At 66.5% G+C, this 15,628-nt stretch carries 14 protein-coding genes and 2 pseudogenes; 11 read left to right on the top strand and 5 right to left on the bottom strand.

The features are described from left to right. Nucleotides 1–48 precede the first annotated feature (48 nt). Together ACIQM0_RS27600 and ACIQM0_RS27595 are read left to right on the top strand one after the other, a co-directional pair. Nucleotides 49–582: an SDR family NAD(P)-dependent oxidoreductase gene (locus ACIQM0_RS27600; protein ID WP_401291836.1), complete on the top strand. Its 534-nt coding sequence runs from the start codon at nucleotides 49–51 to the stop codon at nucleotides 580–582. Between the two features lie 31 nt (nucleotides 583–613). Beyond that, complete coding sequence (locus ACIQM0_RS27595) at nucleotides 614–1,051, top strand: NUDIX domain-containing protein (protein WP_401291505.1); 438 nt, start codon at nucleotides 614–616, stop codon at nucleotides 1,049–1,051. Nucleotides 1,052–1,400: 349 nt separating this feature from the next. Here the strand turns inward: ACIQM0_RS27595 and ACIQM0_RS27590 are convergent, their stop codons facing one another. Further along, on the bottom strand, nucleotides 1,401–1,802 hold the full coding sequence (locus tag ACIQM0_RS27590) for a DNA-binding protein (protein WP_401291502.1): 402 nt from the start codon (nucleotides 1,800–1,802) through the stop codon (nucleotides 1,401–1,403). Then, nucleotides 1,799–2,047 (bottom strand): hypothetical protein, encoded by a 249-nt coding sequence (locus ACIQM0_RS27585; RefSeq protein ID WP_401291500.1) that lies wholly within the window; start codon nucleotides 2,045–2,047, stop codon nucleotides 1,799–1,801. Before ACIQM0_RS27585 ends, ACIQM0_RS27590 begins: the two co-directional genes overlap by 4 nt. Before the next feature lie 319 nt (nucleotides 2,048–2,366). Here ACIQM0_RS27585 and ACIQM0_RS27580 point away from each other — a divergent pair, with 319 nt between their 5' ends. The 6 genes and pseudogenes from ACIQM0_RS27580 (at nucleotide 2,367) to ACIQM0_RS27555 (ending at nucleotide 8,524) form a co-directional block, all read left to right on the top strand. Then, nucleotides 2,367–2,771: a hypothetical protein gene (locus tag ACIQM0_RS27580; protein WP_401291497.1), complete on the top strand. Its 405-nt coding sequence runs from the start codon at nucleotides 2,367–2,369 to the stop codon at nucleotides 2,769–2,771. 138 nt (nucleotides 2,772–2,909) lie between these two features. Then, nucleotides 2,910–3,359 (top strand): annotated as a pseudogene (locus ACIQM0_RS27575) (erythromycin esterase family protein); the annotation flags it as partial. Between the two features lie 108 nt (nucleotides 3,360–3,467). Further along, the gene (locus ACIQM0_RS27570) at nucleotides 3,468–3,866 is read left to right on the top strand and encodes a VOC family protein (protein ID WP_401291834.1); all 399 of its coding nucleotides are present in this window, start codon (nucleotides 3,468–3,470) and stop codon (nucleotides 3,864–3,866) included. Nucleotides 3,867–4,221: 355 nt separating this feature from the next. Then, a complete protein-coding gene (locus ACIQM0_RS27565) occupies nucleotides 4,222–6,621 on the top strand; it encodes a PA14 domain-containing protein (RefSeq protein WP_401291494.1) in 2,400 nt (799 codons plus the stop codon). An 853-nt stretch (nucleotides 6,622–7,474) separates the two neighbouring features. Continuing rightward, nucleotides 7,475–7,750, top strand: coding sequence for a hypothetical protein (locus ACIQM0_RS27560; RefSeq protein WP_030595208.1), 276 nt, complete (start codon nucleotides 7,475–7,477; stop codon nucleotides 7,748–7,750). A 78-nt stretch (nucleotides 7,751–7,828) separates the two neighbouring features. After that, nucleotides 7,829–8,524: a hypothetical protein gene (locus tag ACIQM0_RS27555; protein ID WP_401291491.1), complete on the top strand. Its 696-nt coding sequence runs from the start codon at nucleotides 7,829–7,831 to the stop codon at nucleotides 8,522–8,524. A 775-nt stretch (nucleotides 8,525–9,299) separates the two neighbouring features. On the opposite strand, the gene ACIQM0_RS27550 is transcribed toward ACIQM0_RS27555, so the two are convergent. Further along, complete coding sequence (locus ACIQM0_RS27550; RefSeq protein WP_363021229.1) at nucleotides 9,300–9,638, bottom strand: thioredoxin domain-containing protein; 339 nt, start codon at nucleotides 9,636–9,638, stop codon at nucleotides 9,300–9,302. Between the two features lie 258 nt (nucleotides 9,639–9,896). Then, nucleotides 9,897–11,030, bottom strand: coding sequence for a PucR family transcriptional regulator (locus tag ACIQM0_RS27545; protein WP_401291488.1), 1,134 nt, complete (start codon nucleotides 11,028–11,030; stop codon nucleotides 9,897–9,899). 85 nt (nucleotides 11,031–11,115) lie between these two features. Between ACIQM0_RS27545 and ACIQM0_RS27540 the strand changes: the two genes are divergently transcribed. From ACIQM0_RS27540 to ACIQM0_RS27530, 3 genes and pseudogenes are all read left to right on the top strand, one after another. Further along, nucleotides 11,116–12,171, top strand: a complete 1,056-nt coding sequence (locus tag ACIQM0_RS27540; RefSeq protein WP_401291485.1) for a ferredoxin reductase — start codon at nucleotides 11,116–11,118, stop codon at nucleotides 12,169–12,171. A gap of 7 nt (nucleotides 12,172–12,178) precedes the next feature. Then, complete coding sequence (locus tag ACIQM0_RS27535) at nucleotides 12,179–13,297, top strand: fatty acid desaturase family protein (RefSeq protein ID WP_401291482.1); 1,119 nt, start codon at nucleotides 12,179–12,181, stop codon at nucleotides 13,295–13,297. 437 nt (nucleotides 13,298–13,734) lie between these two features. Then, nucleotides 13,735–13,905 (top strand): annotated as a pseudogene (locus ACIQM0_RS27530) (alpha/beta fold hydrolase); the annotation flags it as partial. Between the two features lie 226 nt (nucleotides 13,906–14,131). On the opposite strand, the gene ACIQM0_RS27525 reads toward ACIQM0_RS27530, so the two are convergent. Continuing rightward, nucleotides 14,132–15,286 carry a hypothetical protein gene (locus ACIQM0_RS27525; RefSeq protein WP_401291479.1) on the bottom strand — a complete coding sequence of 385 codons (1,155 nt, stop codon included), beginning with the start codon at nucleotides 15,284–15,286 and terminating at the stop codon, nucleotides 14,132–14,134. Between the last annotated feature and the right edge of the window lie 342 nt (nucleotides 15,287–15,628).

The raw sequence follows: 15,628 nt of genomic DNA, 5'->3' as shown, positions 1-15,628 counted from the left end.
GGGCACCACGTTGACGGGCTTCGCCCAACTACCGTACGTGGCACGCTAATCACCGAACCAGCCAGAGAGCGGCACGCTGGCCGGCAACTCGAACATGCTCGCTCCTGTCCGGCAGGTGAACAGGACACCGACGAGACCGCCTGGAACTACTCCCTCGACCTGAACCTCACCGCTCACCACCGCACCTGCCACGTGCTCACCCCCGGCATGATCGAACGACGCTGGGGCCGGAACGTGAACATCGGCAGTGTCAACGCCCGCGCCGGCCGGACGAACCTCGTTGCGTACAGCACCGCGAAGACAGGGCTGCTGGGACTGACCCGCTCCCTCGCCCGTGAACTGGGCCCGTACGGGATCTGCGTCAACACCGTCATGCCCGGGGCCATCCAGGTCGAGGCCGAGAGCACCCTCCCCGCCCAGCACCGCGCGCGGCCGGAGGACCAGATCAAGCGCCAAGTGTGTCCGCGCCGTGGCCGGCCCGAGGATGTCGCGGCCCTGGTGGCGTTTCTCGTGGGCCCCTCCGCCTCGTTCATCACGGGGCAGTCCGTCCACGTCGACGGCGGCTGGCTGCTGCCGCACTGAGACCCATCAACAAGCGAGGAGACCAACCGAAATGATGGAACGAGTCCGCGCCGTCCTCGTCACCGCGGACGACACGATGCTGGTCATCCGCCGTACCCGGCCCGGCATCCCCGACTACTGGGTCCTGCCCGGCGGCGGCGTCGAAGCCGGCGACGCGTCCCGGGAGGCGGCTCTCCACCGGGAGATCCACGAGGAGATCGCGGGGAAGGCCGACATCATCCGCCTGCTCCACACGATGGAGTCCGACGACGAGCGTCAGCTCTTCTACCTCGCCCGCATCGCGACCTGGTCCTTCGACGACCGTACTGGTCCCGAGTTCAGCGCCGAAGGCCGCGGTGAATACGCGCTGGAGGAGATTCCGTTGACCATGGAGGGGCTCGATGGCATCGAGCTCAAGCCCGAGGAGATCGCCCACGTCCTACGGGGAGCCATCAGTGCCGGAAGCCTCGGAGTCGAGGCATCGCTCTGAGCCTTGAGCCTTCGAGTACGTCAGCACGCCATCAGGACCGACTCTGAGATGACCTGGCCCTGATGTTCCGCGGTGAAGCCCGGCTGGCCGTCGAGAGCGCGTAGACGCTGAACGTCCGGCCGGCAGTCGCGTCGGAGATCAGCCCCAGCTCGCGGCATCGGTAGACGAGCGAGTGGAGGGAGACTCCCCGGACTCGCCGGAGCTCGGCACGCGAATGGCACGGGCTCTGAAAATGGTCTAGACAACAAACAGTCCCCGGTCGCTGACCAGGGCCTTCATTATGGAGCGGGTAGAGGGCTGGCAGTGCAACGCACCTCGCAAGGGTGCGTGCTCCGGTTGGGCCGGCGGGTCAGAGGGGGATGATGCGGACCCGGTTGCCGCAGAGCTTGGTCATGTCGTCGCTGTCGGAGGTCAGCAGGGCGACTGGCTTCGGCTGGCGCAGTGCGACCTCGGCGACCGTGGCGTCGATGGCGTACTTGTGCCCGTGCAGTCCGGCGTCTTTGAGGAGCTCCGCTGCCGTTTTGGCCGCTTGTTCGGTGACCGGCTCCACCTTGACCCGGGATAGGGCCCAGTTCAGGCGAGGCTTGTTGATGCGGGAATGGCTGACTTCGACGATGGTGTTCGCCCCGATCACCAGGTCGGCTCCCACGTCGTGGAAGACCTGCAGCATTGCGAGGAGCTTGCGGTCCTGCGCGATCCAGGCAGAGAGCCCCTCCGAGTCGAGGACGACGGTCTCGATGCGCTCGCTCACGCGGCTTCCGCACCCTTGGCGGGGCCGGCGGAACCGAAGATCTTCGCGTGGGCCTCGGCGAGCTCCTCGTCGCTGAAGTGTCCGTGTTCTTCCTCGTGGCGGCGAAGGTCTTCGCCTAGCAACTGGTGCCGGATCTGGCGGGCTACGGCTTCCGCCACATAGCCGGAGACGTTGTCCGTGAGCTTGCGAAGCTCCGCCACCTGGTCGCTGGGGAGCGTGACGGTGATGCGCGTCGTTGAGGACATGCGGCAAGCATACTGAAGTATGCGCAGAACGGGCTGCTTATGCGCCTGACCTCGACAGCCGAGGTTGTATGACCCGGTGGGGCTTGTGGCGCTCCGGATAGCGGCAGCGGGGTGAGAACCCGCAGCAGTGTCTCTGATGGGCAAGCGAAAGGCCTGCCCTCGGCTGTGAGCTTCGCCGGCAGCCGCGGTACCCCGTGAGTCCCCGACCGATCTCGCGCGGTGGTGGCTCGGGGAACGTGTGATCCGGGGCCGCATTACTCATGCAGAGGTGAGTACGTGAACTCTGGTCGGTTCCGGGGTGAGCCGGAACTCTTGAGCCATGCCGCAACGACCCCTGAAACTCGTTCCCCAGCTGATGGCGATCCTCGCGCTGGCTGTGATGACGCTGGCGGTGTGGGCTGCCTGGCTGGGCTGGGACCAGCACCGTGACGTGCACCCTGATGGCTCGGAGACCGGCCCGTACGAGGCGTGGCAGGTGATCGGGCTGGTGCTGACTTTGCTGGCGCCGGTGTACTGGGCGGCATCTCGGCGCTACATCGCAGGCGCCGTGCTCGGCGTCACAGGCGGCTTGACCGCTGCCGCCTACTACGACTGGTCGGACGACTCCAGCGGCCTGTTCATGGTCGGCGTGGGGATGGGCATGGTGGGGAGCCTCGTCGTGACCGGCGTGGTTTCTGCCGTGATCGCCTCCGTGAAGACAAGCGCCGACTCAACTCGACAGTGATCTTGAAAACTGCCGTCGCAGCGATGTCGCTGTGGGTTCAACCCCACACCCGACCACAGGTGAGCGGCCCCTGACCAGGTGACCATCGCCCTGCACCGCCTCGAAGGTGCCTGCCGGGCCGGCCACGGATTCCGTGCCATGGCCGGTCTGTTCGCCGGGAACGGGCTGACCGCCGACACCTCGGCCCGGGACGTCTGCATGGCCGAGTCCGTCCTGTGGCACCTGGAGCGCACCGAGCCGGGAGCCCGCGTCGTGCTGGCGGCCCACAACGCCGATATCCAGAAAACGCCGATCTCCTTCGGCGGCCACCTCACCGGGTTCCCGATGGGCCAGCACCTGAGCAACGCTCTCGGCGACGACTACTTCGCCCTCGGCCTCACCAGCTGCGGCGGACACACTGCGGAGATGGTCCGCGACGAGCGGGCGCGCTTCGGTTTCACCATCGAGCACACCGCACTACAGCCACCCGAACCGGGCATTGTCGAAGCCGCCTTCGCCGCGGCCGGCCTCGGGCTCAGTGTCACCGGTCTCCACCAGGCGCGCACGGGGACCGCAGCACCCGCCTCCGCCCCCGATCGCGTCCGGCTGCAGAGCACCTTCTTGCACACCCCCGTCCTGGACGCGTTCGACGGCATCCTGCACACCCCGGCTTCGACCGTGACTGAGACCATGTACGGAACAGCCCTGAGGAGGGACATGACAAGTAGGTTCACAGAGTTGGCCGTCGACTGCCACGACCCGGAGAGGCTCGCGGCCTTCTGGTGTGAGGTCCTGGACTTCAAGGTGATCGAGCGGGCGGAGGGCAAGGTCGAGATCGGCTCCTGGGTGCCGACCGTCGAGGAGGTCAGGGCCCGCCAGATGCCGCCCACTCTGGTGTTCATCCAAGTGCCCGAGGGCAAGACCGTGAAGAACCGGCTTCACCTCGATGTCAGCCCGCTCGACGGCAGCACCGACAGCGAGGTGACCAGACTGCTCGGCCTCGGTGCCGTCAAGGTGGACGTGGGGCAGGGTTCCGGCAGGAGCTGGGTGGTCATGGCCGATCCCGAGGGCAACGAGTTCGACGTCCTGCGCACGCTCGCACCATCCGAGCCCTGAGAGGTCTGGACGACAACGAAGGCCCCGGTCGCTGACCAGGGCCTTCGTCATGGAGCGGGTGACGAGAATCGAACTCGCGCTCTGAGCTTGGGAATCAACGGTTCTTGGACGGCCAAAGTGGATCTGACCTGCATTTCCCGTCAGGCGGGGTGTATGGCTACGGTCTCTGGGAACCGCACCTGACCGCTGTTGTCCGCTCCGCTGGGCACGGATGGGGCACGGGAGTCGCTACGGATACCGTGCCCCAGCGTCTGAGCTGCTACGGCTGAGGCTCGTACAACCAACCGGCCCTCTTGCTTGTCTTGTTCGGCGACGTCTGACCGACATCGGCCGCCGAACAGGACTGAAGGACTTGATGAACCCAGCCAGACGCACGACCGCCACCGCCTTGGTTCTGGCCGCGGCAGGCGGAGTGCTCTACGCCACCGCCGTACCTGCTTCCGCGGCGGTGAACTGCACTTCCCCCGTCTTCAAGCGGCAGTTCTTCGCGAACACGACGTTCTCGGGCACGCCGAAGAAGACAGACTGCGATTCCGCGATCGACCAGAACTGGGGCAAGGGAGCACCCGTCTCCGGCGTGCCGTCCAACAACTTCGGCGTGCGCTGGTCGGTGACGCGCGACTTCGGCTCCGGTGGTCCCTTCGCGTTCACGGCCTCCGCCCAGGACGGAATGCGCGTCTACCTCGATGGCGTCCGGAAGATCAACGTGTGGAAAAACGTCTCCGCCACCGTCAAGAAGACGGTCAACGTGACGATCCCCGCGGGCAAGCACACGATCCGCTTCGACTTCGTCAACTGGACGGGTTCCGCGAACGTCAGGTTCGCCTATGCGCCGCGCACCTCCGCCGCCTACGACAAGGTCAAGCCCCTCACCCCGACGGGCGCGGCCGTCTCGTACAACGCCGCCACCGGCGCGGCCAAGCTCACCTGGACCAGGAGCAAGGAAATGGACCTGGCGAATTACCGGGTCTACCGGCGGCTGAAGGGCGCGCCGTACGGCAAGCAGCTCGCGACGACCACCGCCACGTCGTACACCGACAGCGCGCTGCCCAAGACCGGCGCGGCCTACTACTACGAGGTGCGGGCCGTCGACAAGGCGGGCAATGTCTCCGGCGGCAGCTCCGACAAGCTCGTCACCACCGTCGACAGGACGCCGCCCGCCGCGCCCTTCGTCGAATGGGACGCCTGCCCGGCCGACCAGCCCTACGCGGCACCGGAGCTGGTCACCACCGCGAAGAACGCCGCCGACATCGCCCGGTACGAGATGCAGCGGCTCGACGCGACCACGAAGCGCTGGAGCACCGTCTACTCCGGCACCAAGGGTGCGATCTGCGACACCGGCTACCGGGCCGACGGCAGCAAGGTCACCTACCGGGGGCGGGCCAGGGACGCCGCCGGGAACTGGTCGGCGTACTCGGCCGCCACGACGTTCACCACCCCCGACCTGACCCCGCCCGCCGCCGTCACGGGGCTCCGCGCCGAGTACCGGTCGGGCGTTCCGCATCTGGTGTGGTCGCCCGTCACCGGGGCCGCCTCGTACCAGGTCCTCCAGTACGACCCGGCGACCGGCGGCTACACCGACGCTCTTCCCGAGGGGAGCCCCAGCACCCGGACCGACGTGGTGCCGCGCCAGTCGGCCGCCGTCGCCGACAGCTACCGGTACGCGGTGCGCTCACTGGACGCCAAGGGCAACCCTGCCGCGCCGGTGGAGATCACTCTGGAGTTGGCCGACCGTCCGGAGGCCATCCCCGCGTTCAAGACCACTGCCCACGCGTTTGGCGAGGGTGTGGTGGTCGCGTGGAGCAGCGTCGACCCGTGGACCGTCGACGAGCGACCGCTTCCCACGTACAAGATCATCCGGACCGACACCGCGACCGGCGAGACCGACATCGTGGACCAGTGCAAGCCGAACAGCTCAGTGGACCTGCCGCTGGATGACCCGTACACGTACTGGACCTGGGCGGACGACGATGCTCCTCTGTCCGCCCGCACACAGGTCAACGGCCGCTGCCGGGACGTCCAGGGCAAGTCGGAGACGACGTACGAGTACCGAGTCGTGACGACCGACCGGTACGGACACGTGTCGCAGGCCGGCCCGCCCGCCACGGAGACCACCCCGGACACCCAGCGCCCCGCCGCGGTCCAGGACCTGACCGCGGAACGAGTCCCGCTCGGCGTCCGGCTGACCTGGACGCCGCCCGCCGACACCGATGTCTCGGGCTACCGCGCGTGGCAGGGCATCACCGACCCGGACAGCGGTGAGACGGTCTGGAAGAACAACTGCTGGACCGGCAGCTCCCTGACCAGGACCGAAATCCTCTGCCCGACCGTGCCGGACGGCGCCACCCACGTCTACAAGGTGGCCGCGATCGACGATCACCGCGACGATCCACTCGACGTCCTCCACCCCGCCGAGGTCTCGGTCACCCTGCCCGACACCCGGCCGCCGGGCTGGACGGAGACCGGGGTCCGTGAGGGCCAGTACCCGGATCTGTACGTCGGCTGCTCCGAAAGCTCCGGACTCGGGGACTGTTCCCGCTTCGCGAGCTACCGCGTGGAGCGCTGGGACCCCGTCACTGCCGCCTACGTCGCCCTGGCGGAGGGCGCGATGGGTGACGCCGCGTTCTACATGGACACCACGGTGCACGAGGACCGGCTCGGCCTGTACTACTACCGCGTCGTACGGCTCGACGCCTCGGGCGTCGAGGCCGTGAGCCGATCGACGGCGTACGGCATCTGGGACTCCTGGCTCTGACCGGACATGGGAGGGGACCGAAGGGTTCTTCGGTCCCCTTCCCATGCTGGGCGACGAGCGGTTCGACCGGCCGCAGGACTTCGACCTGGGCGTGTACTGGGTCTCCTGCCTCGATGACTTCCAGGCCCGCTGCTACATCGGCACAGCCACCGTCCGCCTTTCTCCCCGGGAATGCCGGCGCTTGCCCGGCAACGTTGCCCTTGCGGTGGTGAGGGCCTTCGGCTCCACCGCGACCGCCGGCGGTGAGGGCGGATGGGGCGAGGCGGTCATCCCAGTCGAGGGCACCGAGCACGCCTGCTGCGAGTTGCCGAGGCTCGGTGGGATGTCGAGATCGTTGCACGGGCCGAACTCCGCCAGGCCGTGGCCGCCACCGCAGCGACATTCGCCCGAGCCTACGAGAACAAGGGGCCAGGTGGTGCGCAGGTGGCGCGCAGGTGGTGCGCGACGCCGGGGGAAGCCTGGGCAACGACGAACCCCCAGGTCCATGACCTCGGGGTTCGTGAAAGAGCGGGTGACGAGAATCGAACTCGCGCTCTGAGCTTGGGAATCAACGGCTCTTGAACGGCTGTAGTGGCTCTGACCTGCATGTTTGGCTGGATCGGTCGAGGCTGGTGTGGTCTCTGGCCACCGCACTTGACCGCTGCTATCCGCTCCGAAGGGCACGGATGGGGCACGAGGGTGATCGATGCCGCCGTGCCGTGAGTGGGGAAGCGTCACCGTGCTGGATCAGGCGCTTGCCGTCGTGCGATTTCATCCCTGGCGATACAGGCGGTCGGCGGACCGCGTCTCAGCGTGGTCACCATCGAGGTGCAACGTGAGGTACTAAGGTACCGTGGATGTGGAGGTGGGATTCATGACCACGGCTTCGAAGCCGCCCCGGCAGTCGCCGCTCAAGGTGGACCCGGCGACGGACAAGTTGATCAGCCAGGGCGCGCATTTCCTGGGCCTGACGAAGAAGGACCTGGTCGCGGAGGCGGTACGGGTCTACCTGGACCAGAGGCGTGAGGATTTGCGTGAGGGCATGGTGGAGGCGCTCAGCGTCCTGGACGGCTCCCTGAAGTCGGACGTCATGCTCCTGACCGGGCTGACATCGGAGGAGATCGACGCGGTCGGCGGGATCGACGAATGAACCGGTCCCGCTGCGATGCGTCCCGCCAGGCCCACCCTGCGATGCCTATGCGATGACCTCGGACTCACCCTGCCGGCGGTGACCGACCCCCTGGACGAGATCGAGCACCCGATCCTGGCGAAGACCGCCGAGCAGTTCGCGGCGGACGATGCCAAGCATGAGCGCATCCGTGCTGTCGATGACCAGGTGTTGTTCAAGGTGAAGGTCCAGCGCTGGCGCGGGGCGGTCTGGGTGGACGCCGATCTTCCGTGGCTGGTGGCGGCCGGCCGCCGCGAGGACGGCTCCACCGACGACTTCTACGCCGCTCTCGAAGCCGACGGCAAGACCGCCCGCACCCGCTACAACGCCGGCAACACCGACGCGCTCAAGTCCGCCACGTACACCGCCCACTTACTCCCCGCTCGCGAGGACCACGTCCGCTATCGCGCCGAAGCGGGAGTCCGTTTCGTCCGGCGACTCCGGACTACGGTTCTGACCCTGAGTCGTGCGTCCCTCCGGGACGGCCAGGAACACGCGGTGGATTTCGACACCTTCACCGTCGGCCTTCAGGTCCGCGCCGACGACGGCCACGAAACCTACCTCGCGGTGCGGATCACGGGTTCGGTCCCGCCGAACCTCACCACTTTGATCCTGCGCAACGTCCCCGGCTGTGAGGCCGATGGCTGGTACCCCGAATACGCCCTGCCGGAGCGGGACCTGCTCCCCGCCGAACAAGCCTGGTCCAACCTGATGGACCCTCGTGAAGCCGCCCGAGTCCTCGACGCGGAGCCGTAGCAGCCGGAACAGAAACAAGGCCCAGGTCACTGACCTGGGCCTTCATTAAAGAGCGGGTGACGAGAATCGAACTCGCGCTCTGAGCTTGGGAATCAGCGGTTCTTGAGCGGTCGTTCCTGCTTTGACCTGCACGGTTGGCCGAGACGCACAGGGTCGGGGCGGCCTCGATGCACCGTACCTGACCGCTGGTGCCCGTTCTGCTGGGCACGGACGGGGCACGAGCGGAGGCGGCGGCCAAGGGCTTCAACGGCCGAGTTGGGCAGTCCTCCAGCGAGACCTCCGCGACGGCCGCGTCCGTGACAGTCTCCAGACGGGATGGAGATGTAGGGGTGGACGTCGTGAAGAGGGTTCTCGGGAGCAGATCGCGGAGCGCCGCCACGACGAATGCGTATTCGATGTCGAGTCCTGAACCAGAGACTCGGGCAACGGGGGCGAAGATCGACCGTACAGCGGATACTGGCCCTGAACGCGCCTCCGAACTCGCCACCACCCGCCCAACCCGATGACCGGCGGAACCGGCGCCGGGCCGACCCGCCGGTCTGCACGCGGCGCTGGACGGGGAGACCGTGCCTGGCGGTCTCGGGGGTTACATCGGAGGCCGCACCCACGAAGCGAAGCTCTGACCGGGGGCCGCATTGTCCCGCCAGTACCTGAGCACGGTCTCGCGCACGACCTCGAACCGCCCTGCGGTGGCAAGGCGGGCGATGGGCTGCCAACCGCCCGCGTCCGTTTCGAACGCGACGAGAAGCGGCGGTCCGGGCGCCGCAGCGGCCGCTCAGAGGTGACCGTCCAGGAACTTCCGTACCTCGTCGATGGTCATAGGCCCCGTGCCGTGCGCCACCGCCGCTCCCTCCTTCAGCAGGAGGCAGGACGGGGCTCCGGTGATCCCGTATCGCTCGGTTGCCGCCGGGCAACGCGTGATGTCGGTGCGGACGACCGTCAGGCGGCCCGTGTAGGCGGCGGCGATGTCGCCCACGACGAAATCCATCACCCGACAGGGCTCGATTGCCTTGGGCCATGCCCCGGTGAAGTATGCGAGGACCGGAACCTTGCTTCTTCCGAGGACGAAATCGAACTCCGCGTCCTCACGAGGTCGGTGAACCAGCTTTGTCATGGGAGCTCCTGACCTCACGTTTCGTACTCCATCCCATCATCCCTCGCGCGGTGTGCCAGGCCGCCCCCGGCCGGTCGTCCGGCCGGCTGCCGGGAGGGAGATACGGGCCGCCGCAGGACGGCGGTGGTCCCTGGGACGAGCGGCCCGGCCCCTTGTCGCGACGACCGGAAAGCCGTTTTCCAGGGTCATAGCGGCTTGGCACCGGGAACGAGCACGATTTCTGGACGCTCGAGGACGCGGCGGTGGACGGGTGACGCGTCAGCGGACCCGGAGACCGACCGCCAGCGTCAGTTCGAGGATGCGGTGTGCGAGATCAGGAAACAGCTCCCGCAGTTGCGACATCCGGTATCGAACCGTCTGGGGATGGACGAACAATGCCGCCGCGACCTCGTCCCGCCTGCCCTGGTGCAGCAGCCACGCTCGCAACGTCTCCTCCAGCCGTCGTGCGGTTGCGGCAGGCAAGGTCTGCAACGGTGCGAGGGCTCGGGCGCGCAGGTCCGCGAACGCGTCCTCGTCGGCGCTGAGCACCAGGTCGGGCAGGTGGTCCTCGGTGTCGCGAATGTCAGAGGAAAGGGAGCGTGCGCGTAGGGCTCGTGCGTACGAGGCGGACGCGTGGGTCCATGGCCGGGCCGGGCCGACCACGGCGGCGCGGTCGGTCAGCTGCCGTAGGAGACGTGATCGGTCGGCATCGGGGACGAGGAGCACACCGGTGGCATCCGGCAAATCGTCGAGGACGAGGGTGCTCGGGTCGAGTGTCCGGTAGGCGGGCCGGGCCTGGGCGGCGGGCAGCAGGACGGCGGTCAGCGAAACCGGGGTCTGCCACCTGGCCCGTTGGCCGGAGGCCAGCAGCACGTCCGGGCTCGCGCCGGCGAGGAGGTCGCGGGCCAGGTGTTCCAGGTGGCGCTCGTGGGCTCTGCCCCGGGCGGCCAGTTCGTCGGCGTGGCCCGCGGCGCTCGCGGCGGAGAGCTCGTCGATGTAGGCGAAGGTCAGCTCGGCGAACTTCGCGACCTCGGCGGCGGGCAGACCTGCGGGTACGGCACCCGCTGCCAGACATCGCCAGGCGACCCGGGCGCCGACGCGGTAGGCGCCGAGCAGGGCGTCCATCGAACGGCCGTCGCGCACCTCGCCGCGGCCCAGCTCGTAGGCGGCGTCCCCGGCGTCGCCGCCTGTGGCGTTCCCGCTCGCAAGGTCCAGGTAGTGCGCCAAGGCGGTGCGGACGGCTCTGCGGATGGTGGCGCCCATGCGGCCCGACAAGGCATGGGCGTAGGGAGGAACCTCGTCGATGATCGCCTGGACGACTTCGTCGGCGGTGGTCTTCAGTGCGGCCCGAAGGGCGGTGACCGTCGTCTCATCCAGGCTCAGTTCGCTGGCCCTCCGGATTGCATAGCTCATTTTTGTTCCCTGCGAACAATTCAGTCGACCAGATTTACGTCCTGTGGTCAGGACTTTACGCCTGGAGGCGCAGCAAGCTGGAGTCATGACGAGTGGAGCCCTCCGCAGTAGGGCGTGGAAACTGCTGGAGATGGTCACGACGCCGCTGCTGCCGTCGGACTACCTCGACCTGGTCAGCCCGCTCCGTGCGGGCGCTGACCTGTGTGGGCGCATCGAGGCCGTGCACTCCGAGACCGATAACGCCGCGACTGTCGTGATCAGGCCGGGGCGGGGCTGGCGCGGCCACACAGCCGGCCAGTACGTGAGGATCGGGGTCGACGTCGACGGAGTGCGCCTGTGGCGTGCCTACTCCCTCACCTCGCCGACAAACCGCCGGGACGGCCGTGTAACGATCACCGTGAAGGCGATCCCGGACGGAAAGGTCAGCAACCACCTGGTCCGCAGGGCGAAACCGGGCACGCTGATCCAGCTCGACCAGCCGACCGGTGACTTCGTCCTGCCGCAGGCCAAGCCCGCCAAGGTGCTCTACCTGACGGCCGGCAGCGGCATCACGCCCGTGATGGGCATGCTGCGCGACATCGAACTCGACGACGTCGTCATGGTCCACTGCGCGCCGCAGCCTCAGGACGTGATCTTCCGCAAGGAACTGCACAGTCTGGTCGCGGACAAGAAGCTTCGGCTCACCGAGGTGCACACCGACACGGACGGCAAGCTCGACATCGCCCGTCTCCAAGAACTCGTGCCCGACTGGGCCCAGCGCGAGACCTGGGCCTGCGGGCCCGCGGGTCTGCTCGACGCCGCCGAAGAGCACTGGACCGAAGAGGGCGTCCAAGAACGCCTGCACACCGAACGGTTCCGCCCCGGCACCGTCGTCGCCGGCGACGGCGGCGAGGTCACGTTCAGCGCCACCGGCAAGACCATCGACGCGGACGGCGCCACGCCGTTGCTCGACATCGGCGAGGAGGCCGGCGTGCTCATGCCCTCCGGGTGCCGTATGGGCATCTGCTTCGGCTGCGTCACGCCGCTCAAGGCCGGCGCTGTCCGCGACCTGCGCACCGGCGAGATCACCGAGGCCGAGCCGGGCGTCCTCATCCAGACCTGCGTGTCCGCCGCGGCGGGCCCCTGCGACATCGAACGGTAGGAACACCTTGACCGCCATCGACCCCACCGCCCACCTGACCGCAGAGCAGATCGAGGAGCTGGGCCGCGAGCTGGACGCGATCCGCGACGAGGTGATCGCCGGCCGCGGTGAGAAGGACGCCGCCTACATCCGTAAGGTCATCTCGGTACAGCGCAAGCTCGAACTGGCCAGCAGGGGTGTGCTGCTGTTCTCGATCTTCCCGCCCGCGTGGGTGCTCGGCACCGCCGGGCTGTCCGTGGCGAAGATCATGGACAACATGGAGATCGGCCACAACGTCCTGCACGGCCAGTGGGACTGGATGCGAGACCCGAAGATCCACTCCACCACCTGGGAGTGGGATCACGTCTCGCCGTCCGATCAGTGGAAGCACTCGCACAACGAGCTGCACCACACGTACACCAACGTGATCGGCAAGGACAACGACCTCGGCTACGGCATCATGCGCGTCGACGAGGACCAGAAGTGGCACCCCTTCCACCTCGGCCAGCCGCTGTGGAACTTCCTCAACGCCTGTTTCTTCGAGTACGGCATCGCAGCGTACGACCTGGAGCTCGGCAAGAACCTCACCAAGCGCCGCCGCAAGAACCCGGAGTTCCGCGCGCGGGCCAAGGCCGTGGGCCGTAAGATCCGCAAGCAGGTGCTCAAGGACTACGTGATCCACCCGTTGCTGTCGGGCCCCTCATTCCTCACCACACTCGGCGCCACGTTCACCGCGAACCTGGTCCGCAACATCTGGACCCACTCAGTGATCATGTGCGGGCACTTCCCCGAGGGCGTACAGGTCTTCGAACGCCAGTCGATCACGGGCGAGACACGCGGCCAGTGGTACCTGCGCCAGATGATGGGCTCGGCGAACATCAGCGGCAGCAAGGCCATGCACTTCATGACCGGCAACCTGTCGCACCAGATCGAGCACCACCTGTTCCCGGACCTGCCGAGCAACCGGTACGCGGAGGTCGCGGTGAAGGTGCGCGCGCTGTTCGAGAAGTACGAGCTGGAGTACATCACCGGCCCGCTGCCCAAGCAGGTGTTCTCCGCGTGGCACAAGGTCTTCCGGCTCGCGCTGCCGAACAAGCAGCCCAAGGTCGGAACGCCGGACCGTGAGCAGGACCTCATCGCCGCCTGACTCCCCGGCCGCACCTCAAGCCCTTGATGACGTCACCGCTGCGACACGACGGCCTACTCGGCCAGTGGAGTTTCCCCGCTGCCCGGGTCCTACAGCTTGGTGAGCGCACGCCGGACAGCAACTGAGTGGGAGCTTCTCTCCGGCTTCCACGACAAGCCACGCCAGATGAGAAGGGCGACGAGGTGGACTATGACTTCAGGAAGACCGGGTGGAGCAGCACTCTGTACGGCTGCACCGCCGGGTCGCTCCTCGATTGCTCCGCAAACGGCACGGAGAAGTGAAGCACCGCGGTGAACGCTCTGATGACACAGGGCGAGGGGACACCGCTGGTGCTGCCGGCGGGCCAGGCGAACAACCACCATTGACGGAACGGGGTACGCGACGACTTCCACGCGGCCCGTGGCCCGCAGCACCCTCACCCTCGATCTCCGCGACACGGGGAGATCGAGAAGCCCCACAAGCCCTACGGCACCGAGCTCTTCGCCCTGGACGTGGTCGCGGTGCTTGACTACCTCGGTATCGACGGGGCCGACGTCTACGGCACGTCCATGGGCGGACGCCTGGCCCAGCAACTCGCAGCCCGCCAGCCGCACCGGGTGCGCGCCTAGCCTCAGGTTAGCGGGGGCCTCTGGCGGGGCTCCAGCATCCGGTGCGGGGCACTTGTGGTCGGGAGGGTTGCTGTACTTCGTTGCTGTACCGCACTCAGGCAGCGTGGACCACAAGCCACAGACAGAGCCCACCACGATGGCGGGTGTGCCGAACATCCAGACGCGCGTGTGGCTCGCCGCACCGGCCCGCCGCCTGTACCACGCCGCAGATACCGACCGATGATAATCAATTGCGCGGTGCTTTAAAGCAGTTCTCCGAAACTGCAGAACGCGTAGCCGCTTTGGACGCTGAGGTGCGCTTACGGCAATCCACTATCACGCAGGTAATAAACTCCAAATCAGGGTCAGCGTCGTTAATGCCTGTGAGATATTGTCGTACGTCTTCTGGATCTCGCGAATGGCACATTACTACATAGAATCCGTAAGTGGCTCCAGCGGATCGCATATAGATCGGAAGCTGAACGGAGATACCATGTCGCAATTCCGTAATCTTGTCATCTTTCTTGAACTCTACGATCGCTGACGCGCTCTTCAGTCGCACGGTGAAATCCGTGGGTCCGCTACCATGGTCTGTATTGGGTTCAAGTTGAACCCCTAGGGACCCAAAAACGAGTCGCGAGAAGATGCGGAACATTCCCTGGTGCTGGCGCTCGTGCATTGCCTTGCCAGTGTCATCATGGAGCAGCTTCCAGCCTCCCTGATCCTCAATGGAAGACTGAAAGCGCGATAGAGTATCCAATACGGAATTGGCGAGCATATATTCATCGGAGGCTCCTCGAATCTCTAATTCGAGGAGCTTGGAAGACCATGCATCCCCCTGAGAAATGGATTCAAGGTCGGTGGTAATGGTCCGGTCCAGGGGCCCCCAGTGGCGCCCCTTAAGCCTTATGGTGCTGGAAGCGGGTTCTCGGTATCCGGCGACGACCAAGTCAAACTTCTCGGGCGAAATTAGGCGCCCAAGAACCAAAGAAATATCGTCCTGCCCAGACATATTGACGTCTGCCGTGCTAGTTAGACAGCAGTCGGACCGTACGACGGCTTTGATTACCCCTGAGGAGAGAGCGATCTCGGCTTCCTTCATGCCTGGCCCGACGGTTCGATAGGTAGTTGTTCCTGAGTGCAAGAACCAATCCCCTATGCCAGGTTGGCGATCTGTAGCTTCGGTCAGACCGAGGGCCTGGATGAGATCCCCAATCATGAGGCCGACGAGTGCCGATTTCTTCATGCTTTCCAAGGTGGATTTTTCGGCGGACTCCCAAATTTTATCGAATATGAGTTTACTTGTTTTGCCCAGCAGTCCATACAGAATGTTCGTCCGGGCGTAATAGGCTTGAACTAATAGGTTCTCGTCTTCCCTTGCCGGAATCTCATTCCAGGCCATACGTACCTTCCCTCCATGTTCCGGACGTCCATAGCTTATCGGCTTCTTTTGCGTGTCGGGCCCCGACAGCCAAAATGGGTGCTCCGTACTGCGTGAAGGTTGGTGGAGCGGGTTTGGGCTGGAGCCACTTTGGCGTGAGAGGTCGGGGCCCCTTCCGCTCGCCAGCGGATTGGGCACAGGGAGCATGTACCGGGTGGCGCGAAGCCCGAGAAAGGAAAGCGGTTCCTCGTCCTCCAGGCCTTCACGAAGAAGGACCCTGAGCGGCACCTCGCCTGGTTCGCGTCGAAGCAGTCGGCCGGGCTGCTCTTCATCGGGGAACACGGCACCGTTCCGGGCGCTCGA

The organism is Streptomyces sp. NPDC091387 (assembly GCF_044756945.1).
Classification (GTDB): domain Bacteria; phylum Actinomycetota; class Actinomycetes; order Streptomycetales; family Streptomycetaceae; genus Streptomyces.
The sequence above is the reverse complement of the archived record's forward strand: the minus strand, read 5'-3'. Positions and strand labels throughout refer to the sequence as shown.